Origin of the sequence: Allobosea sp. (genome assembly GCF_048595345.1) — a bacterium.
GTDB lineage: Bacteria > Pseudomonadota > Alphaproteobacteria > Rhizobiales > Beijerinckiaceae > Allobosea.
Genome location: NZ_JBMDWH010000048.1, coordinates 1 through 21,855 on the forward strand (window position 1 = coordinate 1; position 21,855 = coordinate 21,855).

Consider the following 21,855-nt stretch of genomic DNA (forward strand, 5'->3'; position numbering starts at 1 on the left):
AGCCCGCCAACCACGCCGCTCGGCGAAATCCCCATAGCGCACAGCCCCGGGCCGCGGGTTCTTCCCCTGGAGGCTTTCGGACGCCGGCCCTCAGCCCGGCCCAAACCCGCTCGCGCGGGCCGGCATCCGAAACCCTTCACAGGAGCTGAACTTATCGATCTGCCCACAAGCAGACGTACCTGCCTCTGTCGTGAGCCGGATCACGTCATGCCTCGGGAGAGGGCTTGGTAATCAACTCTAGTGCCCTGCGAAGATCGTCCGCCACGAGGGACGACAATTCGTCTAATCGGGCAAGTCCAGGCGCTCGCACAACGGCATTAGCGCTCTCCCAGGACAAGTCGAGCCGGCAGTCAGGGTCAATCAATAACGCCTGCGTATCGAACGATCGGTGGCGCTCGCCGTCTCCGCGATGTTCCGACTTGAACAGTGTTACGAACTCGCGAAGGTCCTCGGCCTGCAAGGGCTTCGTACGCAGCGAGAAGCGCTTGTCCGATCTTAGGTCATAGACCCAGACGGCTTCGGCAGGCCCTTCCACGGCCTTCTTGGGTTTGTCGAAGAACACGACGTTCGATTTGACGCCCGCGGCGTAGAACAGACCCGGCGGAAGCCGAAGGATCGTGTGGACACGGCAGCTTTGAACCAAGCGACGCCGAATGGCGGCAGCCGCCCCAGTTTCGAACAGCACGTTATCCGGGATGACCACGGCCGCTCGGCCGCCCGGTTTCAGCAGCGCCACGATATGCTGCATGAAATTTAGCTGCTTGTTGGCGGTCTGGACCCAGAAGTCGGGCCGAACGATCGTCAGGCTGTCATCGGCGCGCGTCGACTTACCGTGGGCATAGGTCACACTGCCCTTAATCCCAAAGGGCGGATTGGTGAGCACGACGTCAACTTGATGGCGTGGGGGCGCCTTCAAGCTGTCCTCGCATGCAATGGGCAGTTCGTCGTCTGCGTTCCCGCCCACGCCATGCAACAGCAAGTTCATGGTCGCGAGGCGAGCGACCTCCTCGACCAGCTCCACGCCGCGGATCGATTTGGTCGCCAGCTCCTTCCGCTGCGAAGCGGTCATGGTCGGGTTTGTCGATCGCAGATGATCATGCGCCGCCAGCAAGAAGCCTGCCGTGCCACATGCCGGATCGCAGACGATCTCGCCCAGCCTCGGACCAACACATTCGACGACGGCTTCTATCAGCGGCCGTGGCGTGAAATACTGCCCCGCTCCGCTCTTGGTGTCGCGGGCGTTTTTCTCCAGGAGCCCTTCGTAGGCGTCGCCTTTCAGGTCGTCGGAAAGGCCAGTCCATTCTGTCTGCCCGATCAAGTTGACGACCAGCAGACGGAGCTTGGCTGGATCTCTGATCTTGTTCTTCGCGTTGCCGAAGATGAGCCCGAGCATTCCCCCCCGCTCGCCGAGCGCAGGCAATATCCGGCTGTAAGCCGCGTGCATCTCCGCAGCGTCCAGCCCAGCCAACGCTCGCCACGACAGCTCGTCGGGAACAGCGCCGCCGGCCTGTTCGTCGGCCATTTTCAAGAACAGCAGGTAGGTGAGCTGCTCGACGTAATCCGGGTAAGACAAGCCGTCATCCCGCAGGATGTTGCAGTACTGCCAGAGACGCCGAACAAGGGTTTGCGCACCATCAGCGCGTGTTTTGGATTCAGCCATGATCAGAGCTTCAACACCACGTCGTTTACCCACCAGATGTCCCTGAAGGACTCGATGTAGACTTTCGCCGCTGCCGCATACTCTGCGTCTGGGCGGATTAGCCGCCTAAGGTCACCAATGACGTCCTTGAACGCCTGGCTAGCCTGCGGCATGCCGAGATAGTCGACTGGGGCCTCGCGCTCGCCTCGTGCAACAAGGCGCTCGATCTCGTTGTATCGCGTCATGCGCCCTTCGACGAACTTCGGCCAATTTAGATGCAAGCCTAAGCGGCTGGCGTCGATCTTGGCTTCAGCGATCGGGTTTCCCCGGTACTCCGGCGAGAGATCAATCTCCCCGTTGGGCAGGAACGACAACAGGATGGGGTCACCGGGCTCGGTTGGGTCCAGCAGGGCCGGGTGCTCCAAGCGAAGGTCGTCACCCGGCGCATTCGCCCTGACGCCTGTCGCGAGGAGCGGAAAGTGAGTCGATTTTCCGCCCGCCACGCGCGCGCCTGGCGCCACGCGTGGGCGGTTTGCGCGCTGGCAGCTCAACCGCATATTTTGCCAATCGAAAGCGAGCCAGTAATAGCCAGGGTGTTGCCGATTGTCGCGAACCTTCCCCTTTGGCCGGAAGTGATCGACGTCGTTGTCCGCGCCCGGGCTCTTGCACTCCGTGTACCAGCACTTGCCGCCAGAGGCCGCTTCGAATGCCTCCCGAAGCGCCGTCCACCGGTAGGCATTGTCTTCGATCAGTTGCTTACGCCGGCGCCGGTCGCCCTCCGCCAGAACAGCGTCCTGAGCGGCTTGAAGATCGGCCAGCAGGTGACGGATGTGAGGACGGATATCCTCCAAGTTGATGTACTGCATCGTGCTACGACGCATTCTGCTCGCGGCGTAGCTCTTCGACGATCCTTGCGGCCAGTTGGCTTCGCGCCTCACGCTGCTCGGGCGTCAGCTCGACCGTCTCTCGCCAGCGAGGGTCCTCCTGGGCCGTCCATGCTTTCAGGAACTCCTGATAGAGCGGATCGCGCTGGGTCAGATTAAAGCCACGGCCGCGAAGCACCTCGCGCAGTCGGGCAAGCTCGGCCTGCTCGTCCGGCGAGAGATCCTCCTTCATCGCGAGCAGCCGCTGCTTGTCCAGATCAGCCTGAGTTTCGGAGTCCAGCGTCGTCCTCAGCCGGAACAAGTCGCTCGTGAGAATAGCGGCGACCCCCATGCCGCGCGGATCCTGATCGGGAAGCTCAGCGATCGCGCAACCGCTCTCGTCACGGCGAAAGATGCGCACCTGCTCGCGCTTCAGCCCGGCGAAGACAAGCGGGTCGTGCGTCGACATAACGATGTGGCAGCTGTCCCGTCCTCGGATGAAACGATCCAGGAAGGTGAGATACTGAGTGCTCCAAGCCGGGTTGAGATGAGTGTCGGGCTCATCGAGCAGGAAAAGGGCTTCGTCTCTGGCCGTGAACTTGAGCAGCCCGAGGACCAGCAAGAGCTGTTGCTCGCCCTCGCTCAAATCCCGGTATGTAACGGCACCGCCCCCTGCCTCGGGCGTCATTTTCACCCGGGTTCGAACTTCACCCAGTACCTTGGACAGGTGCATGCTCTCCAGCGCAGTGAAGAACGCATACTGGTCGCGGTAGCTTTCGTAGACCTCGGCCAGCGCGTCGGGATTCGAAAGGAATAGGTAGAGGCTCTGGACCACCGGATTCTTGGTTAGGCCAATGGGGATTCGCCTCGTCATCCGAAGCGGCAGCAGGGCCTTATCATAAAGGTGAGCGAGGAACTGCTGGACCTCGCCGACGGCGTTCCAGAAGCGCGGGTCGCCGCCCTTGCGCTTCCAGGGCGGCTCCTTCAGCGCGAATAACACGCTGTCCAGCCCCTCAATCTGCAGATGGTCACGAAGGAAGTCGCGGTCTTCCTTCGAGGCCGCGCTCGACTCCATGAAGAAGGCGATCAGTGCGAACTGTCCGTGCAGGGTTTCGGCGTAAAACAAGCGTCTGAGGGAATTCGGGTCGGCAATCGCCTTCCCACGCTGTTCCGGAGCTTTGATAATCCAGCTGTAGAACCGCTCTCTGTGCTTTTCAAATATCGAGGTCAGCCGGTCGCTCGGTCCAGAGTAGTAGCCGAACACGAACGCGGGTCGATGCCGAGGTCGGCCGTCCTTGTCTTCCGACATGAAGGTCTTGCGCGGCAGATCGACATACTGGCTCTTCGGATCACGCCGGATCCTGAAGGTCGGATACTGATCTGCCTTGGCCCGGATCTCGATGCCGCTCCCGCGACATTCATACTTCAATTCATAGTCAAACGGCGCCTCGATATCGAGGTCCAAGTTGCGGAAGATGAGCGCCAAACCTTCGATCAGGTTCGACTTGCCGGCTCCGTTCTCGCCGACCAGAACGGAGTACGGAGACCCTTCGTCGAAGTCGACGTGCAGGTCGCGTAGGTTCTTGAACGACCCGATCCTGACTTCATCAAGCCGCATCTGCGAGCCCCACCTGCGCGTTCTCGAGCGACTCGTCACCCGTAACGCGAAGCGACGTGCCTATCCCAGCTCGTAGCGCCAGGTAGAAAAGCTCGACATGCTCCGGGAGATCGCGACTGTATCCGGCAAGCGCGAACAGATCGGGCAGCGCCAGCGTTCCGCCGTTCTCGCGCAGCACGGCGGTAAGGTCCGGCGTCGGTTCGGCCTGCTGCGACGGCCGTGGCTTCCTCTTCGGCATAGCTGATCCTTGTGGGCCGTTGCGTGGCTCCGCGGCAATCGACTGCACTGGCGAACCAAGCCGCGCTTTCAGAGCGGCTGCTGGCTCATCGTTGGGATCTTGCGGAGTCAGCTCGCCCGACACGGCCGCCGCGAACAGCTCCTGCTCCATTTCGGGAAGGCGTCCGAGCGAGGCGATGACGGCGCTCGCCTGTTGACGGTTCGTCTCGAGACGACTGTGAGCCTCAGCAACGATTGCGGACTGCTCCTCCAATGGAGGCACCGGAAACGGCAGGGCACGGAAACGCTCAAGACCGAGATGCGCGATGTTGGTTGACCAGCGCGCGATCCGGCGGAAGACGCCGGAGTGCATGTAGTGCCGAAATACGATCAGCGCGTATTCTGGGTGGACCTCTTTAGAGGCGCGGAATCGGATGAGGGTGTTTTGGAAGCACGCACCCGGAACTTCCCCGCGATAGATGGCAGGACGTCCGACAAGCTCAGGACTCTGCCCCTCGTTAAGCAGGATGTCGCCCTCTTTCAGTTCGTATATGGCCGCCTCGGCAGGTTCGAAATTCATGAGAAGCACGTCGGACGTGTCGATTCGATTCTCGTAGACATTTGCCACCCGCAGGTAAGGACGCATGTGCTGTCCACGCTCATGCTGCGGCGATCGCTGACGCCCCAGTGTGACCTCGCCGGCCCGATCGACCCGCAACCATCGCCAGTCTGGAGGTAAGTCGGGACCAAATACGTCGAGATCGGGCGTGGCGTCCTCGTCTCCGAAAAGGCTGGTTTGTCCCAGCGGTGGAGCAGCAATCGCCCCCGTGTCCGTCGGGTGAACTCCAGCCTGGGAATCTCCCAATTCGCCCGCTGCCGCCGCCGCCAGGATTTCCCGCACCTGCTCCTCAAGGTGCCCCAAAGCCGACCGCAGGTGCCTCTCCGCCTCACGAATTTCTCCGAGCCGGCGATCAGCAACCTCGACGATACGCTTCTGCTCGGCGAGCGGCGGGACGGGAATGGCCAGCTCTGCGAACCTCGATGCTCCGAGATGCTGAATGCCGACGCCGCGGGCTGCGCCTGCGAAAACGCCAGCGATGGCCATGTAACGGAACACCAGCAACGCGAATTCCGGCGTAACGAGATGCGGACGGAATCGGATCACCGTGTTCTGGTAGCAGCACGGCTCGACCTCTCCGCGCCAGACCGCCGCGCGGCCGACTTGGCTCGCGCTGCCGGAGGCTTCCGTCAGCAGGACGTCACCGACCTGCAGCCCGAACACTTCGCGTTCTGCGGGCGTGAAGTTCATCTGGAGCAGGTCGTCGAGGTTCAGGCCCGACGGTGTGATATTCGCCGCCCGGACATAGCGTGTCGGAAAGTCCCCTGACATTTGATCGGGCGAACGCTGCCGGCCCAGTCGGACAGCGCCCGCGTCGGAAACCTTTACGAGTGTCCATCCATCCGGCAGGCGAGTCGAGTTAGTGCTGGAGCCGTCTGATCTGCTCATATCGGTCGTTGCCCTGCGTCGGTAGCGCGGTTTCCGGGCTGGATCGATCTAGAGATCTTTCGGCGCCACCCATAATGCGTCCGGTTGTTGGCCGTACCTTAGACGCGTGGGGAGGAGCTAGGCAATGGCGGGAAGGCGCGTCGCGCTGGCCGATATGGGGAGCTGTTCAATTCGCTCAGTCCTTCGCTGCGGCGACGCCGTAAAAAGAGGACTAACCGGCCCGATCCAACTATCTCTGCTACCCCGCGAGCGGCTATTGCCGGAAGCGGCCCGACCGTGCGATTACCATCGCTACCCCCGTATTCTTACTCCCATCCAGATCCAATTCTAAGCGCGATCTACGGCCAACAAGGACTGCACCGCAGCGAACCGCGCTAGGTTGCCTAAAACCGGACGTCATGAACGTCAGCAATGGGCCACACCTGCGCGTTGCCGTCCTTGTGATGGTGTCGGGAGGAAGGACAGTGCCTAGTATCGGAACCCAATCGAGGGAACCCCCGAGAGCCTGAGCCGATGCGCCGTTCCGGGTTTCAATCAGCCCGGACGGATAGTGGGATGAAGACGATGAAGGAGGGCGGCGACACCGCCCGCGATGAGGCGCGCCCGAGCGCGGAGCATCTGGCGCGGTATGCGCGCAGCTACAGGATGACGACGGATCAGCCGGTGCGGTTCTTCTGGCTCTGGCAGGAAGCGATGGCGCATGCGCTGCTGCTCGAGCAGCAGGCGGATGATGGCCTTCCCGATCAGGGCGAGATGACCGCGCTGCAGCTCGCGGAGGGCGCGCGGGCGACGGCCCGGTTCTTCGCCTTCATGCTGGCCGAGGCACCGGCGCGCAAGACCGAACACTTCGAGGCCAAGATCATGGTCTACGAAGCCATGGCATTCGACGAGGCCGAGATCGCCCGGACGCATACCGCGTTGATGGTTGAGGCCGCGATGCAGCAGGATGCCCGTGAGCTCGGCATCAACCTCAGCAAGATCCCGGTCGAGCCTGGCGGCTCGCCGAGCCGTCACTGAGGATCATCCCATGTCCTTCGTGATCTACGATCTCGAGACCTCGGGTCTCGAACCCGCCTGGAACGTCCCGCTGCAGGCGGCGATGATCCACACCGATGCGCATCTCAGCCCGATCGGCGAGCTCTCGCTGCGCTGCCGGCTGCCGGCCCACATCGTACCGGCACCGGGAGCGTTGCTAACCACGGGCCTTCGTCCCGAGCAGCTCGAGCAGGCCCCGCTGTCCTGCTGCGAGATGCTCGGCATCATCGCCAGGGCGCTGCAGGCCTGGGCGCCGGCGACCATCATCGGCTACAACACGCTGAAGTTCGATGAGGAGATGCTCCGGCATGCCTTCTTCACGCATCTGATGCCGCCCTATGCCACGTCGTTGAACGGCCACCGCCGCGCCGATCTCCTCACCATGGTCCGGGCCGTAGCCATGCTTGAACCGGATGCCATCTCCATCCCGCTCGGCCCGACCGGCAAGCCCAGTTTCAAGCTCGGTGAGATCTGCCGGGCCAACGGTATCGCCTTGTCGGAAGACGACGCGCATGACGCCATGGCCGACACCAAGGCGACGCTGGCTTTGCTGCGGCATCTGCGCGATGTCGCGCCGACCACGACCGCAATGATGCTTGGCCTCGCTGACAAGGGCGTCGCAAGCCGGATGCTGGCCAGTCGGGACGTTGTCCTCCTCGGAGGCCTCTCGAAGCTGACGCCGGTGGTCGGCGTGACGCCGAACCCGGAGATCGCGACGTCCTGGGCGGCGGTCGATCTCACCGTCGATCCAGCGGACTATCTCGACCTGCCCGTCGACGAGATCGTGGCGCTCTTCTCGGCGCGCGGGGTCAGGCCCATCAGGACTGTCAAGACCAACGCCCAGCCGATCCTGGTCGCCTACGGTCAGGGCTGCCACGCCTTGCCGGAGGATCAGCGGGACCTTTCGCTCTACAACGAGCGCGCCGCCCGCATCCGCGAGCATGCCGACTTCCGTGCAAACCTCGCCGCTGCCATGCTGGCGCGCTTCGCCGATCGCGAGCCATCGCCCCATCACGAGGCAACGCTGTATTCGGGCGGGTTTCTCTCGAACGACGACGGCCGGGCCTGCGCCCGCTGGCACGCCTCGCCCTGGGAGGACCGGCCCGCGATCGCGGCCGGCTTCGGCGATGAGCGGCTAAAGGCCTTCGCCAACCGGCTCATGCTGATGGAGGCATCGCAGTCGCTATCGCCGATCGCCTGGCAGAAGGGCCAGGCCTGGCTGCGTGAGCGGCTGACCACTGAGGCCGATGTGCCCTGGCTCACGTTGACGAAGGCGCGGGCCGAGATCACGACCTTGCGCCAGACGCTGCAGGTGGATGATGCCGCGCGCCATTCCCTTCTCGATGCGATCGAGCGTTGGCTCGGCGAACGCGGCCGGTTCTTCCAGCTCGCGGCCTGAGCTGCAGCGGATGGACCCCGCCTGAGGTTCACAGAAGCAAGCCGGGCCCTGGACAGGGCCAAATTGAGAAGGGGCGCGGGCCGCGAGGCTCGCGCCCTTTGCGGTTCGAGGGGAGTGGGAAGCGAGACGAAGGGAACAGAACCCCCAGGAAGCTCGAGACAGACTCCACAAGGACCAGACAGACATGACCATCCGCCAGCCGCACGGCCCGAACACCGCCGCCACCCTGTCGTCGCTGACGATCGACAACCGGCCCTGCCTCGTCATCGACGAGCTCGAGGCCTTGGCTCTCCACGAGTCGACGCGTGCCGACTACGCCGCCTTCGCCATGAACCTGCCAGCGATCCCGGCCCTGACCAGGCGGACCAAGCATCATGCAGAAGAGACGGCCCGCTTCATCGCCTTGGTCGGAGACAGCAGCCGGGCGCAGTTCAATGACCATGCCCTGCAGCTCTTCGCTGTCGCGCGCTTGAACGTGGTGGGATCGCTCGCGGTCGCGCTGATCCCGGCCCGGAATGCGGTCGCCCGGCACGCCAAGCGCGAGCAGGGTCATGCCGTGCTCGGCACGCTCGAGGATGGGGTTGAGAACGAGCTGTACGAAGTCGCCCAGATCGCCTTCGGCCTCGACCGCGCCGAGGCAGCCGAGATTGCCGCCGACGCGATCGCCTATGCCGGCCGGAAGGCGGATGATCAGAGCCGCGACAGCGGCGCGACCATGCACAGCATCGAGCAGCGCGCCGCTCTGGCGCAGTATCTGATCGGCCAGCCCGACGCCGACACGCTGCTCGCGCAGGCCCTGCGGCACTGCGAGATGGAACAGCGGTTTGCGGCCTCGATTGTCGGCGACGATCTCGGGCCCGAGGAGCACAGCCGAACCGAGGCCGCGCGCTTCGGCGCGCATCTCCAGATGATCATCGCGCTCGCGCGGCTGCGGCTGACCCATCCCGAGGTCGATCCTGACGATCACCCGGCCCTGAAAAAAGCGGTGCCCGAGGCATCTGCGCCCGAGCAGGCAGCGCTCATCCTCGCCCAGCAACATGGCCGGCATCTCGAGGCCATGATGGCGAAGCATCCGTTTTAAAAAACCGCGATCGTCGGCAGACGAAGAGCAGGCGCCTCGCGGCGCCTGTCTTGATTCCAAAGAGAGAGCGGGACGCGCAGCCAGATGGCTGTAACCCCATGGAACGTTCTCCGACATGACCAAGAAGCCCGACCTGCCTGCCACCGCGCAGGCTCACGCCATCTCCATCGATCTGGCCCAGGCGTTCGATCCGATCGCCGCGATCACCGCACCGATCGGGTTGAATCCCTCGCTCGCGGAGCTCGCTGCCTTTCGCAGGGCAGTGCCCGACATCAAGCTCGCCGCCCGCGAGGCCAAGCGCCTCGGTGACGAGGCGATGCGGGTGCGCCTGTCTGATCTCGCGCCTGCCCAGGGTCGACTGTGCGCCGCCGGCCTGACGATGGCCGCGCTCGGCTGCAAGGCCGTGACCGTCATCTGGCCGGCTGACAACCTCGACGTCGCGGACGCCAAGCTGGCCTTGGCGGAAACCACCGGCCCGCACCTGCTGGAGGAACACGACCATGTCGGCATGCTCGACAACGAGCTTGCCCGCCGGATCCGGATCAAACGGGCGGCCTTCGCGGTAGGCGAGCTCATGCTCCCACCCGCGCCGAGCCCGCCCGGCGCGGAAAGCCGAGGCCTGGCCGAATGGCCCGCCAGCCGTTTCGACCTGACCACGATCCTGCCGCCGCGCGGCGGGCCGCCGGTCATGGCGCAGAGAGAGCTCCAGCGTTGGATCGACCGGCTGGAGGCCGCTCCCGATCTCGGAAGGCTCGGGGACCTCGTCACCCGTCTCTTCGACACCTCGGATCGGCTGCGCCACCTCGCCCGGGTCCAGGCCGGCGCCGATCCGGTCGAGCTCAGGGCCGCGGCCGAGGGCGCCTTGATCGCAGCCTATCTGACGGCCGCGCAGGTCGCGATCAGGCCGGTCCCGAAGCGCTCGCATGCGGAGGGCATCCGGCGCGAGGTCGCGCGGGTGATCGACGGGCGTGCCCGCCGTTCCGACCCGCTCCACATGCAGGCCAGCTTGCGAGTGCTCTTCGACGATGGCGTCTGGCTCGCCCGGCTCATCGATCCCGACCGGATGGCGACCGTGACCCCGAGCTGGACCGAGATCGTCTGATCGGCGCTTGCAGGCGGGTTCTGCGTCTCGGCCTCGTTCGGGTCGGCGAAAGGGCTGGACCTGAGTTGGCCAATCGACGGCGCGCCTCTTCGTGGAGGCGCGCCGTTTTTCGTGCCGATCGCAACTGGGGCGAAGGGGCGGAAAGGCCGACCCCCGAGAATCAAGTTCGAGACACCATGACCGCCATCACCGGAACCCTGCGCGATCTCGCGCTCTCCACCGCCCGCATTCCTGTCATCGACGAGCTGGCCGCGATCGAGAGGCTCCTGCCCAACACCCCAGACGACCAGGAGCGCCACGCCGCTTTGCTCGAGCGTCTGCCGCCGCTGCTCGACCTGCGCGGTCGGGCGCTAGTGCATGGGCTGCAGTACCAGCGCTTCCTCACGCTTGCCGAGGCCGATCCCGCAGCGCTGGAGGAGCGCGTCGACACGGCCAATGCGCTGGCGATCCTCGCCCATGCTGGCGAGATCGCCATGTTGCTCGTGCCGACGGGCTCGGCGGAGGATCGCTTCGCCCGGGTCATGCTGGCCAAGGAGCGCACCGGGCAGTACCAGGCCGGCAGCGGCGTCCACAATCCTGTGCTGATGACCCGGGCGCTACGACAGTCCGTGCGGACGGGCAGCCAAGTTCCCGCTGGCATGGAAGAGCCGGCCCGGCGCTTCCGCGGGGACGTCCTGCCGCGGCGGAATGATAATGGACCCGGTCCCGGGACCTACCATCTCGAGGACGCGCTTTCGCTTGACGCCTGGTTCAACGCGCCGCCGGATCTCCGCGAACTGCTCGACGACGCCAGGCGCCTCCTCGCCGCGATGGCGGCCTGGTCGGAGCCCAAGGAGCCGGGGCCGTACTGGATCGGCGCCACACGCGGCGCTCACATCCTCGCCTATGGAAAGCTGTGCCGCGTCGGGCTCTGGCCGGCCCGCAGCACCGACGACCTCATGGTGAAGCAGGAGGTGGAGGAGCTCATCACCGAACGCGGCAATGATCCTGATTCCATGCGGGCGCTGGTCGAGATCGCGCTCGGCGTCGGCCGCCGCATCGCCCGTCAGGGAGCGCCCTTCGTGACGGTCCTTCCCGGCGTCGCGCTGTGAGGCCGGCCATGAACAGCGTGAACACCACCCCGCCGGAGGACGCCGCCTTCGTCGAGGCCTGGCGCGACCACGAGAACCGCGTCCTGCTCGGCCATCTGCGCCGGCAGCGTCCCCAGGGCGTGAAGGCTGCGCCACCGGTGGAAGCCACAGGTCCGCGCGATGTCGCCGCCGACGCGACCGAGAATGCCGGTCCCACGGTCGCGGTGTTCGACAGGTCCGCCGTGCTCGCGCAGATCAGGCTCGCGACCGGCCAAGACTTCGTTGGGGGTGAGACGACGACCAGTTCCGCCTCGGGCGAGGAGCAGACGAGGCTGGAGCGGCTGCGGACGCTCGCGGGCGAAGAGCCGCTGCGCCGTCTCGTCATCGGCGACGCCGGCATGCGCGAGCGGCTCGCACTCCTGCGCGCGGAATGCCCCGGATTCATCGAGGTGATCGCCTTGGTCGAGCGGGCTGTCGCACTCTCCATGGTCGCCGGTTCGGGCTTCGCCCTCCTGCCGATTCTGCTCGTCGGGCCGCCGGGACTCGGCAAGACCCACTTCTCCCGCAGGCTGGCCGCCGCGCTCGGGGTCGAGCAACACGCTTTCAGCTGCGCGACCAGCTCGGATGCGCAGGCCCTCCTCATCGGCCATCCGCCGACCTGGCGCGGCGCGAGGATGGGCGTGCTGACCGAAGCTCTGCTCGGCGGCGAGACCGGCAATCCGCTCGTCATGCTCGATGAGATCGATAAGTTCGTCACTCACTCGACGGAGAAGCCCTACAACAGTCTTCTCGGCCTGCTCGAGCCGGAGAACGCCTGCGCGCTCGTCGACGAGTATGTGCGCATCCCGTTCAACCTGTCGCGCTGCCTGATCATCGCGACCGCGAACGATCTCGACCTGCTCCCGGGCTTCATCCAAGACCGGTTCCTGGTGGTGAGGGTGGCCCCGCCCGACGCCGCGACACTGCGCGCAATCGCCAGCCGCATCAACGCCCAGATCATCGCCGCGCATGGCGACGTCTTTGCGCAGCCGGACGAGGCAGTCCTTTCACGGCTCGCCGGCACCCATCCGCGCGGCATCCGCCGGCTCGTTGTCCTGGCGCTCGGGTTCGCCGCCGAGGCCGGGCGACGGCACCTCACCGTCGGCGATGTCGCCGCCGCAGAGGCAGTTGCCGACGTGAGGAGCGCGAGGACGCCGATCGGATTCATCCGAGTGGAGTCTTAGGGCGAAGGGGAACGAGCGTGAGGGTGAGAGCGGGTGCCCCCGAGAAGCCCGGCACGACCAAACACAAGAGAAAGACACGGACGACCATGACGATGACGATTCCGGGGCCGCCTGCCCGGCCCCTCCGCCGGATCCAGCCGAACGGCAGCGCAGCTGCCGTCACCCTCTACCTCAAGACCCAGTGGCCGCGCATCGGCGGCCCCGGCCTCCGTCCGCTCCCCGATACCGCCTTCACCAATCCGGCCTTCATCGAGCGTTACCGGCCCGGAACCTTGACCTTCCCGTACCTGGCAGCATGCGGTCCAAGCTTCGACGATGACCTTCCTTCGAGCGGCTTGAAGAACGTCGCCGATCGGCTTCACATGCCGATCTTCAAGCTGGCGGCCACGGAATTGGCCGATCCCCGTCGCAGGCTCGACGCGCTGGACAGCGACCAGTACGCGTCGCACGTCCTGACGCCTGCGGGCTATGTCCAGGAGCCCGGCTTCAAGACCTGGACGTTCCAACAGTTCCTGCCTGATCGCGAGCCCCTCCCTGGGTCTCCTGTCCGCCTCGAAGGACGTCTCTTCGCCCTGCGCCGCCCTCATGACATGGGCAAGCGGGTTTTCGAGAAGCTTCTCCATCGTCACCTGCGCAACGCAAGCCTCAACGACTTCCTCCTGACGCCGGACGGCCGGGCCCATTGTGCCACGCTCGGACTCGTTCCTGAACAACAGCAGCGGTGGACCCGCTACCGCTTCGGTCCCGTCACCCGGATTGACAAGGCCGAGGAGCTCTACATCTTCCGCCCGTCTGGGGAGGATTCCGATCGGTTCCTGATCATCCTCGAGCGGATCATCCATGATTGGGTCATGGGCAAGACGCGCCGCCTGCCCGGGACTTGGCGTGACCGCAGTCAGTACTCACGGCGAGGTTCCGCTTCCTGATAAGTGCGACCTCGCCCTTCGCTCATTCTGAGCGTTCTGATCATTCTGATCGCTCTGAGCATTCTGGTTCCCCGCGGCCAAATTGTCCGTCGGCTTACCAATGTACCGGCCCCAACCAGCCTTCACGATTTTGCCTTCAGCCAGCATCTCGCCGAGCATCCTGCTGACGGCGTTGACGGTCTGGCCGGTCTGCTCCGCGATGTTGCCGGCCGATGACGGGACGGCACTCGCGAGCAGAATGTCTAAGATGCGAGCTCTCTCCGGGTATTTGACGATCGAGCGAGGCTGAGCAAGCCGCCAACGCAGCGCGAGGGGGTCGAACGTGACCTCCCGCACGAACTCTTCGATGTCGCGTCCCTGCGCGAGCAGCCGCGTGCCGGCGCGGCCCTTATCGAGGACCATGTTCGTGTCGGGCACACCCAAAAACCCTGCAGAGCCCGTGACGCGCTCGAACGGGTCGCCTCCACCGGATTTGCGTAGATGGTGGACCAGGATGATCCCGATCTCCCGCCTACGCGCGAGATCCAGCAGCTTCGCCAGATCGCGATAGTCCTGCTGGTAACCCGCCTGCGAGCCGAGCGACCGGAACTTCTGGAAGACGTCGATGACGATCAGGCGGGCGCCCTCCGTTTCGCCGACCCACCGATCGAGACGCTCGAGGCCGTCCGCGTCCATCCTTGGCCACGCGGTCTCGAAGAACAGATTGCGCGGCCAGGCCGGGCCTTCTCCCAATAACTGCTTCAGGCGGCCTTGCAGGCGACGCTCGCTGTCTTCCAGCGCCAGATAGAGAACGGCCCCCTGCCCACACCGATGTACTCCCTCGTCGAGGACGGCCGTGCCTCTGGCGACCGACAGCGCGATATCGAGGCTAAGCCAGCTCTTCCCGACTTTCGGCGCACCGGCCAGAACGGTGAGGCCGATCGGGATCAGGCCATCGACGATGAATTCCAATGGCGCGAAGGTCCGAGCCTCGAGATCTTGAGCGCTGAATGGCCCGCCAGTTGGTCCATCGATCTTATCAGTCATCCGCTGCTGCCCTGCCCTCTCTTGAGAGCAAGCATCGTCGACAGGCCTGAAAACGCCTTCCGCGAATTCGATCCAATTTTACGGAATTTGCTCGAAACCCAGCTTCCTGGCGCAAGATCTACAGCTGAACTCCACTTTCACGTAGAATCGAGCGTCTGATTCGGGTGTGGAGTTGCGTCATGAGCTTTCTGGATTTCTGGGAACCGGTTCCTCGGCTGGTGCCGAAATTCCTGCGCTTTCTCGGCGACGCCCAGCACTTCGTTCCCGTCCACTTCCGCAAGACCTCGCCGCCGGCGCCGGATCCTTATGTGGGGAATAGCAAGGGAATGAAGCCTCGGACGAAACTCGAGACGGAACTGGATCGCGTTCAGAGCTGCCTCGTCGCCGACCTTGAATGCGTTGTGGTAGCGCTCGCAGCAGTCGTGTCTCGCACAAATGCCGCGAGACATCGTCAAGCGGTTCCCGCGACGATCCATGACGTCTTGAAGCCGGTCGTCCTGGGCCCTTCGTCCGTCGAGACGCTGCTGACCAAGGGCAGGCGCCACATTCGGGAGCGCCAGGCCCAATGGGATCCCGCTTACCGGGGCTATCTCACCCCAGCGAAAGCCGCACTTCTGGCTGCCGCGGGTGATGCCGAAAAGCTGCAGGAGCTCCGGGATGCCCACGTCAAGGCGATCGAATTGGTGGGCTGTGCCCGCAACGCCGCTCAGGCGACGGCCAAGGGGCTTCGCGCGACCCTGATCGAGATCTTCAAAGGCAAGCGTCGCAGCGACATGACCATCTCCCGCGACATGCTGGACAATCTGCCTGACCTCTCGGTTATGCAGATGATCCTCCTCTCCTTCGTCAGCGGCGTTAACGCCGCTCATATCTGGCAGTGCTATCACGGCGCTCCCGAGACGATTGACTACCATAGGGTGTTCGACCTGGCGGTGTTTGCCGGTCGCCTGGCCCGCGGGGAGCCTGCACCAATCACCTGGGATCTTGTGCGCTTTCTCAAGCTTCACAAAGAGGCACCGAATATCGATCGGTCGTGGCGGGTCGAATTCTTCCCGAACACCGTGCCGGTGCATGCTGGGCTCGAATGGATTTGCGACCGCATCGAGACCGTCTGTGGCTTCGACACACTGATGCAAATCCTCGGTCGATGTGATCAGCCAGGCCAGAGTGGAACGCTTCGCCTGCCTCCTGCCGTGGCCTGAATCAGGAAAACAAAGCCGGTCCCAATTAGATTCATGTCGGCACAGGCGCCGCCTTGCCAGCCTCTCGCTCCTCGACAGGAGCGCGAAACGTGGACCAGCTGATCAGGAGAGGGAGCGAAGCGAACCGTTCGCTCGGCCATCTTCTCATCCGATCGGCTGAACGCCGATTGGTGATGAAGCCAGTCGCCGTTCTCGATGCTGGCTGGGCGTAATGCCCGTCGCCCCCTGCCCCGCGCGTATCCGTTTCGCCGTAGATCCGCGGGACGTCCCAGCAGCGAAAGCAGCTCGGCGTCTGCACCTCTCAGCTGCGGAATTTGAGAAGCTGATGCCGCGCCTCATGGCTCGTGGCTTCCCCTCGCCAGACCCTGACACCGGTCACTACGACCTGAAGAAGATTGAGGAATGGATGGACAACAGGTCCGTCCTACCCCCGGGAAAGCAAGCACGTGACGCTCGGGAGGTGGTCGATGACCGCATCGAGCGTATGTGAGATGGGAACAGACAACATCCGCCACCTGATCTTCATGGCAGGCCGCTGGCGATACAAACCTTCAGCCCGCATGAAGCCGCATGGCTTCAAATTCACGACCCTCAGCAAGGGCAACGTGATCGGGGGCAAGAATCATCCGACCGCGGAGGACAAGGCGCGGGCGATCGGCCTCAACGAAGAATGGGATCGGATTCGCAACGGCGAAGCGATCTCAAGGCCCCGCTGGCCGAGCGGCAGCGTCGGCGAAGCATACGATCGGGTGTTGAAGCTGCGCAGCGCAGCTCGTGCCACCAAAGGCGAGAAGCGCAACAAGGATCAGGACAGCCGCGACGATTGGATTCGAGCCTGGAAATGGCTTGGTCCCGCATTCGGCGATGTGAATCCGATGACGATCGAGCCAGAGCATTTTCTGCGACTCGACCCCGCCAGCGGCAAGCCGAAGGGCCTGATTCCCAAGATCGAGGAGAAGGTCTCCGTCACCGAGCGCCATCGCGTCATCAAGGTCTGGCGGGCCTTGTGGGTCCAGATGGCAGCCATGAACTACACCCGTGGAAAGGTCGATCCATCGCTCGCCATCGCTAACTCGGCGGCTGCTCCGCGCCAGCAGATCTGGCTAGAAGGAGAAGTCGTCCGCCTCTGCAAACGCGCCTGGCGAATGGGCTATAAGGGCCTCGCAGCCCTCATGGCGGCAGCATGGGACAGCCAACTCTCTCCCATCGACCTTCGGTCCCTGACCACCTGGCAGCGAGCCGATGATCTTCACGGTGCCATCTTCGCTCTCGCTCGGGCCAAGACCAATAGGCCGGCGGCTGGCTCTCTCGGCAAGCGCGCTACCCGGCTCCTCGACGCCTATATTGCGTCGCTCAGATTCGAACTCTTGCCCAACGCGCCTATCTTCCGGACGCGTGGCAGCGGCACGACCGCAAAGGGCGGCAAGCCTCACCAGCCCGCTCCCTATACTAAGAACAAGCTCGGTTTCGACTTTCGCGTTGTCCGTGCCGCCGAATTCGGCCCGGATGAGACACGGCAGCTCGCCGACATGCGCCGATCCGGAACCGTCGAAGCCACGGCGGGAGGCGCGAGTGCCCATGCGATCTCGACCAAGATGGCCAATACACTGGCCGCCTCGAACCGCCTTCAGCAGACCTACAACCCGGTCAACATCGCGACTGTCCGCGATGTTGACGCCAACCGCCGCGAAGGCCGGGCAAAGCTCAGAAAGAACAAACCGGGACGAAAAGTGTAATGAACCCGCTCAAGAAAGTGTAATGGCCCAAAGGGCCGTTGAGCTAAGTTACTGATTTAAATGGCGCGGGCGACGGGGCTCGAACCCGCGACCTCCGGCGTGACAGGCCGGCACTCTAACCAACTGAGCTACGCCCGCGCTGGGCGGCTGAGGCGTTCGCCGTCAGCGATGTGGTGAGTATTGCGACGGCCCGGCAGTGTCAAGCGGCCGATGCCGGCAAAATCACCCCGGTGGATAAATACCCGCTTTCGGGCGTTTCGCTGCGCGCGCCGGCAGGTCTGGTGAGGCGCAGAGCGGGAAAACGGATCCGAATCGCCGGTCCGGGCGCTGCCGCGGCAGGGGGCCGCCCGCGCTCTCCCGGCAGCTGGCGACGGGAGCGGCAGGGCCGACCGGCGAACTCGCCCGCCGTGGGCCTTCACGGCCTGCTTCGACGCGCCGCGCTTGCGATGCCGGGCGCGAAGCCTTAAACGCGACGCGCAAGGGCGGTTAGCTCAGTTGGTAGAGCGCCTCGTTTACACCGAGGATGTCGGCGGTTCGAGCCCGTCACTGCCCACCATTTCTCCCCTCCCCGTCGGCATGGCGCAGCGCCCCGCAGGGCAGCGCCACGGCATGAAAAAAGCCGGCGCTCGCGCGCCGGCTTGGTTCTCTTCGGTCGATACAGGACCGCTCAGTGGGCGACGAGGCCCGCCGAATCCTCCTCGGCGGCCTTGGGCGGGGCGGCCTTGAGATCCTCTTCCCAGACGATCGGGACCGGCAGGCGGGTCAGCGCGTGCTGCAACACCTGCTCCATCCGCGCGACCGGGACGATCTCAAGCCCGTCACGGACGGACTTCGGCAGATCGACCAGATCCTTGGCGTTCTCCTCCGGGATCAGCACCTTCTTGATGCCGCCGCGCAGCGCGGCCAGGAGCTTCTCCTTCAACCCGCCGATCGGCAGCACCCGGCCCCGCAGCGTGACCTCGCCGGTCATGGCGACGTCGCGGTTGGTGGGGATGCCGGTCAGGATCGAGACGATCGCCGTCGCCATCGCGATGCCGGCCGAGGGGCCGTCCTTCGGGGTCGCGCCCTCCGGAACGTGGACGTGGATGTCGCGCCGGTCGAACAGCGGCGGCTCGATGCCGAAATCGATGGCCCGCGAGCGGACATAGGACGCCGCCGCCGAGATCGATTCCTTCATCACGTCCTTGAGGTTGCCGGTGACGGTCATGCGGCCCTTGCCGGGCACCATGACGCCCTCGATCGTCAGCAATTCGCCGCCGACCTCGGTCCAGGCCAGACCGGTAACGACACCAACCTGATCCTCCGTCTCCGCCATGCCGTAGCGATAGCGCGGCGGGCCGAGATACTCCTCCAGCAGCGTCTCGTCGACGACCACCTTCGCCTTCTTGCCGAGCACGATGTCCTTCACGCCCTTGCGGACCGTTTTGGAGATTTCGCGCTCGAGATTACGCACACCCGCCTCGCGGGTGTAGCGCCGCACCAATATCTGCAAGGCGCCGTCGGTGATCGACCACTCCTCGCCGTTGAGCCCGTGCTTCTTGATCGCGTTCGGGATCAGGTGGCGCCTGGCGATCTCGGTCTTCTCGTCCTCGGTGTAGCCGGCGATGCGGATCACTTCCATGCGGTCCAGAAGGGCCGGCGGGATGTTCAGCGTGTTCGCCGTCGTCACGAACATCACGTTCGACAGGTCGTAATCGACCTCGAGGTAATGGTCGTTGAAGGTGCCGTTCTGCTCGGGGTCGAGCACCTCCAGCAGGGCCGCCGAGGGGTCGCCCCGGAAGTCCTGGCCCATCTTGTCGATCTCGTCGAGGAGGATGAGCGGGTTGGCGGTCTTGGCCTTCTTCATCGACTGGATGATCTTGCCGGGCATCGAGCCGATATAGGTGCGGCGATGGCCGCGGATCTCGGCCTCGTCACGCACGCCGCCGAGCGACATGCGCACGAATTCACGCCCCGTCGCCTTGGCGATCGACTTGCCGAGCGAGGTCTTGCCGACGCCCGGAGGGCCGACGAGGCACAGGATCGGGCCGGCGAGCTTGTTGGTCCGCTGCTGCACCGCCAGATATTCGACGATGCGGTCCTTCACCTTGTCCAGGCCGAAATGATCGTCGTCCAGGATCGCCTGGGCGCCGGCCAGATCCTTCTTGATCTTTGACTTCTTGCCCCAAGGAATGCCGAGCATCCAGTCGAGATAATTGCGCACCACCGTCGCCTCGGCCGACATGGGCGACATCTGGCGCAGCTTCTTCAGCTCCGCCATCGCCTTGTCGCGGGCTTCCTTGGTGAGCTTGGTGCGGGCGATCTTGTCTTCCAGCTCGGCCAGCTCGTCGCGGCCCTCGTCGCCGTCGCCCAGCTCCTTCTGGATCGCCTTCATCTGCTCGTTGAGATAGTATTCGCGCTGCGTCTTCTCCATCTGGCGCTTGACGCGCGAGCGGATGCGCTTCTCGACCTGCAGCACCGACATCTCGCTTTCCATCAGCGAGAGCACCTTTTCGAGGCGCTGCGGCACGCTGGTGATCTCCAGCACCGCCTGGCGGTCGGCGATCTTCACGGCCAGATGCGAGGCGACGGTGTCCGCGAGCTTGGCCGGCTCGTCGATCTGCGTCACGGCGGCGACGATCTCGCCCGAGATCTTCTTGTTGAGCTTCACATAGCTCTCGAACTCGGCGACGACCGAACGGCCCAGCGCCTCGACCTCGACCTTCTTGCCCTCTTCCTCGGCCAGGGCGACGGCCTCGGCCTCATAAAAGGACTCGGCCGCGGAATAGGACGAGGCCTTGGCGCGACCGACGCCCTCGACCAGCACCTTCACGGTGGAATCGGGCAGCTTGAGCAGCTGGAGCACGCGGGCGAGCGTGCCGATCTCGTAGATCTCGCCGGGCTGCGGATCATCGTCGCCGGCATTCTTCTGGGTCGCCAGCAGGATGAGCCCGTCGGTCTTCACCACCTCTTCGAGCGCGCGGATGGATTTCTCGCGGCCGACGAAGAGCGGGACGATCATATGGGGGAATACGACGATATCGCGCAGAGGCAGAACCGGGTAGGTGCCGGTCTCGCCTGAGACGACGGGAGCGCGTGGCGTCGAGCCAGTCATGGCAGTTCCTTTGCAGTTGCGTCCGGCGTTTCCCCGCGATGGGCGGACCGTTCGGACGATGCGGCCGGGGCGACCATTCGCTCCTCCGCCCTTGCGCACCGCACCCTCGATAGGCGTGCGACTCTCGCAAGTGCACCTAAGGTGGCGATTTCCTCGCCGGCTTTCAAGCAAGGCCGCCGGCTCATGCACCGCAGCCTTGCGTCTGGGTAAAGGCGGCAATCCTGCGGCTAAGCACTCGGGGGAGAGCCGGCCTTGTCAGGGGCGCTCGGCCCGAAAGCGTCGGACGGAGCCGGCGCGTCGAGCGTCCTCAAACGCAAAACGCGCGCCGGGGGCGCGCGTTTCACAATTCACGCCGTCCCGGCTCAGGCCGAGGCGGACTTCGTCTCGTCCTCGCGCTCGGCATAGATGAAGAGCGGGCGGGCCTTGCTCTCGACCGCCTCGGGGCCGATCACCACCTGCTCGACACCCTCCAGCCCCGGCAGCTCGTACATGGTCTCGAGCAGGATGCCCTCCATGATCGAGCGCAGGCCGCGCGCGCCGGTCTTCCGCTCGATCGCCTTGCGGGCAATGAGGCTGACCGCCTCGTCGGTGAAGGTCAGCTGTGTGTCCTCCATCTCGAACAGGCGCTGATACTGCTTCACCAGCGCGTTCTTCGGCTCGGTCAGGATGGTCTTCAGCGCCGGCTCGTCGAGATCCTCGAGCGTCGCCAGAACCGGCAGGCGGCCGACGAATTCCGGGATCAGGCCGAACTTCAGCAGATCCTCGGGTTCGACCTCGCGGAAGATCGCGCCGGTGCGGCGCTCGTCCGGCGCCTGCACCGAAGCGCCGAAGCCGATCGAGGTGCCCTTGCCGCGGCCCGAGATGATCTTGTCGAGGCCGGCGAAGGCGCCGCCGCAGATGAAGAGGATATTGGTGGTGTCGACCTGCAGGAACTCCTGCTGCGGATGCTTGCGCCCGCCCTGCGGCGGCACGGAGGCGACGGTGCCTTCCATGATCTTCAGCAGCGCCTGCTGGACGCCCTCGCCCGAGACGTCGCGGGTGATCGAGGGATTGTCCGACTTGCGGCTGATCTTGTCGATCTCGTCGATATAGACGATGCCGCGCTGCGCCCGCTCGAC

Annotated in this window: 16 protein-coding genes and 2 tRNA genes; 10 read left to right on the forward strand and 8 right to left on the reverse strand. The window is 64.7% G+C overall.

From position 1 onward, the window contains the following. Positions 1–205: 205 nt before the first annotated feature. The 4 genes from ACOJTB_RS05585 to ACOJTB_RS05600 are packed head-to-tail and all read right to left on the reverse strand — an operon-like array spanning position 206 to position 5,726. Positions 206–1,660, reverse strand: a complete 1,455-nt coding sequence (locus ACOJTB_RS05585; RefSeq protein ID WP_420101533.1) for a type I restriction-modification system subunit M — start codon at positions 1,658–1,660, stop codon at positions 206–208. A gap of 2 nt (positions 1,661–1,662) precedes the next feature. Next, positions 1,663–2,505, reverse strand: a complete 843-nt coding sequence (locus ACOJTB_RS05590; protein WP_420101534.1) for an HNH endonuclease family protein — start codon at positions 2,503–2,505, stop codon at positions 1,663–1,665. Positions 2,506–2,509: 4 nt separating this feature from the next. Then, entirely contained in the window at positions 2,510–4,120 is a 1,611-nt protein-coding gene (locus tag ACOJTB_RS05595) for an AAA family ATPase (RefSeq protein ID WP_420101535.1), read from the reverse strand. Continuing rightward, on the reverse strand, positions 4,110–5,726 hold the full coding sequence (locus ACOJTB_RS05600) for a restriction endonuclease subunit S (RefSeq protein WP_420101536.1): 1,617 nt from the start codon (positions 5,724–5,726) through the stop codon (positions 4,110–4,112). Before ACOJTB_RS05600 ends, ACOJTB_RS05595 begins: the two co-directional genes overlap by 11 nt. A gap of 672 nt (positions 5,727–6,398) precedes the next feature. Between ACOJTB_RS05600 and ACOJTB_RS05605 the strand changes: the two genes are divergently transcribed. The 7 genes from ACOJTB_RS05605 to ACOJTB_RS05635 all read left to right on the forward strand — a co-directional run bounded on the left by ACOJTB_RS05605 (position 6,399) and on the right by ACOJTB_RS05635 (position 13,679). Beyond that, complete coding sequence (locus ACOJTB_RS05605; RefSeq protein WP_076442857.1) at positions 6,399–6,860, forward strand: hypothetical protein; 462 nt, start codon at positions 6,399–6,401, stop codon at positions 6,858–6,860. Between the two features lie 10 nt (positions 6,861–6,870). Then, positions 6,871–8,277, forward strand: coding sequence for an exonuclease domain-containing protein (locus tag ACOJTB_RS05610; protein WP_420101537.1), 1,407 nt, complete (start codon positions 6,871–6,873; stop codon positions 8,275–8,277). A gap of 184 nt (positions 8,278–8,461) precedes the next feature. Further along, positions 8,462–9,358 carry a hypothetical protein gene (locus tag ACOJTB_RS05615; protein WP_420101538.1) on the forward strand — a complete coding sequence of 299 codons (897 nt, stop codon included), beginning with the start codon at positions 8,462–8,464 and terminating at the stop codon, positions 9,356–9,358. A 115-nt stretch (positions 9,359–9,473) separates the two neighbouring features. Beyond that, positions 9,474–10,460: a hypothetical protein gene (locus tag ACOJTB_RS05620; RefSeq protein WP_420101539.1), complete on the forward strand. Its 987-nt coding sequence runs from the start codon at positions 9,474–9,476 to the stop codon at positions 10,458–10,460. A 176-nt stretch (positions 10,461–10,636) separates the two neighbouring features. Beyond that, positions 10,637–11,551 carry a hypothetical protein gene (locus tag ACOJTB_RS05625; RefSeq protein ID WP_420101540.1) on the forward strand — a complete coding sequence of 305 codons (915 nt, stop codon included), beginning with the start codon at positions 10,637–10,639 and terminating at the stop codon, positions 11,549–11,551. An 8-nt stretch (positions 11,552–11,559) separates the two neighbouring features. Then, positions 11,560–12,753, forward strand: a complete 1,194-nt coding sequence (locus tag ACOJTB_RS05630; RefSeq protein ID WP_420101541.1) for an AAA family ATPase — start codon at positions 11,560–11,562, stop codon at positions 12,751–12,753. A gap of 86 nt (positions 12,754–12,839) precedes the next feature. Further along, entirely contained in the window at positions 12,840–13,679 is an 840-nt protein-coding gene (locus ACOJTB_RS05635) for a hypothetical protein (RefSeq protein WP_420101542.1), read from the forward strand. Here ACOJTB_RS05635 and ACOJTB_RS05640 read toward each other — a convergent pair. Then, on the reverse strand, positions 13,656–14,705 hold the full coding sequence (locus ACOJTB_RS05640) for an AAA family ATPase (protein ID WP_420101543.1): 1,050 nt from the start codon (positions 14,703–14,705) through the stop codon (positions 13,656–13,658). The two genes, ACOJTB_RS05635 and ACOJTB_RS05640, sit on opposite strands and share 24 nt — an antisense overlap. A 179-nt stretch (positions 14,706–14,884) precedes the next feature. Between ACOJTB_RS05640 and ACOJTB_RS05645 the strand changes: the two genes are divergently transcribed. Together ACOJTB_RS05645 and ACOJTB_RS05650 are read left to right on the forward strand one after the other, a co-directional pair. Further along, positions 14,885–15,907: a hypothetical protein gene (locus ACOJTB_RS05645; RefSeq protein WP_420101544.1), complete on the forward strand. Its 1,023-nt coding sequence runs from the start codon at positions 14,885–14,887 to the stop codon at positions 15,905–15,907. A 467-nt stretch (positions 15,908–16,374) separates the two neighbouring features. Beyond that, positions 16,375–17,643 carry a hypothetical protein gene (locus ACOJTB_RS05650; RefSeq protein WP_420101545.1) on the forward strand — a complete coding sequence of 423 codons (1,269 nt, stop codon included), beginning with the start codon at positions 16,375–16,377 and terminating at the stop codon, positions 17,641–17,643. A gap of 61 nt (positions 17,644–17,704) precedes the next feature. Here the strand turns inward: ACOJTB_RS05650 and ACOJTB_RS05655 are convergent. Continuing rightward, positions 17,705–17,781: transfer RNA gene (locus ACOJTB_RS05655), tRNA-Asp, on the reverse strand. A gap of 342 nt (positions 17,782–18,123) precedes the next feature. Between ACOJTB_RS05655 and ACOJTB_RS05660 the strand changes: the two genes are divergently transcribed. Then, positions 18,124–18,199: transfer RNA gene (locus ACOJTB_RS05660), tRNA-Val, on the forward strand. Between the two features lie 111 nt (positions 18,200–18,310). On the opposite strand, the gene lon is transcribed toward ACOJTB_RS05660, so the two are convergent. Next, on the reverse strand, positions 18,311–20,737 hold the full coding sequence (gene lon / locus ACOJTB_RS05665; protein ID WP_420101546.1) for an endopeptidase La: 2,427 nt from the start codon (positions 20,735–20,737) through the stop codon (positions 18,311–18,313). A 362-nt stretch (positions 20,738–21,099) separates the two neighbouring features. Then, a partial coding sequence (clpX, locus tag ACOJTB_RS05670; protein WP_420101547.1) for an ATP-dependent Clp protease ATP-binding subunit ClpX occupies positions 21,100–21,855 on the reverse strand: 756 nt, incomplete at its 5' end.

Excerpts from the sequence above, each read along its gene's own strand:
- ACOJTB_RS05630 (WP_420101541.1), top strand. The coding sequence starts at position 11,560 with ATGAACAGCGTGAACACCACCCCGCCGGAGGACGCCGCCTTCGTCGAG.
- ACOJTB_RS05625 (WP_420101540.1), top strand. The coding sequence starts at position 10,637 with ATGACCGCCATCACCGGAACCCTGCGCGATCTCGCGCTCTCCACCGCC.
- ACOJTB_RS05605 (WP_076442857.1), top strand. The coding sequence starts at position 6,399 with ATGAAGACGATGAAGGAGGGCGGCGACACCGCCCGCGATGAGGCGCGC.
- ACOJTB_RS05650 (WP_420101545.1), top strand. The coding sequence starts at position 16,375 with ATGACCGCATCGAGCGTATGTGAGATGGGAACAGACAACATCCGCCAC.
- ACOJTB_RS05635 (WP_420101542.1), top strand. The coding sequence starts at position 12,840 with ATGACGATGACGATTCCGGGGCCGCCTGCCCGGCCCCTCCGCCGGATC.
- ACOJTB_RS05645 (WP_420101544.1), top strand. The coding sequence starts at position 14,885 with ATGAGCTTTCTGGATTTCTGGGAACCGGTTCCTCGGCTGGTGCCGAAA.
- ACOJTB_RS05590 (WP_420101534.1), bottom strand. The coding sequence starts at position 2,505 with ATGCAGTACATCAACTTGGAGGATATCCGTCCTCACATCCGTCACCTG.
- ACOJTB_RS05585 (WP_420101533.1), bottom strand. The coding sequence starts at position 1,660 with ATGGCTGAATCCAAAACACGCGCTGATGGTGCGCAAACCCTTGTTCGG.
- ACOJTB_RS05615 (WP_420101538.1), top strand. The coding sequence starts at position 8,462 with ATGACCATCCGCCAGCCGCACGGCCCGAACACCGCCGCCACCCTGTCG.
- ACOJTB_RS05595 (WP_420101535.1), bottom strand. The coding sequence starts at position 4,120 with ATGCGGCTTGATGAAGTCAGGATCGGGTCGTTCAAGAACCTACGCGAC.
- ACOJTB_RS05620 (WP_420101539.1), top strand. The coding sequence starts at position 9,474 with ATGACCAAGAAGCCCGACCTGCCTGCCACCGCGCAGGCTCACGCCATC.
- lon (WP_420101546.1), bottom strand. The coding sequence starts at position 20,737 with ATGACTGGCTCGACGCCACGCGCTCCCGTCGTCTCAGGCGAGACCGGC.
- ACOJTB_RS05610 (WP_420101537.1), top strand. The coding sequence starts at position 6,871 with ATGTCCTTCGTGATCTACGATCTCGAGACCTCGGGTCTCGAACCCGCC.
- ACOJTB_RS05640 (WP_420101543.1), bottom strand. The coding sequence starts at position 14,705 with ATGACTGATAAGATCGATGGACCAACTGGCGGGCCATTCAGCGCTCAA.
- ACOJTB_RS05600 (WP_420101536.1), bottom strand. The coding sequence starts at position 5,726 with ATGTCAGGGGACTTTCCGACACGCTATGTCCGGGCGGCGAATATCACA.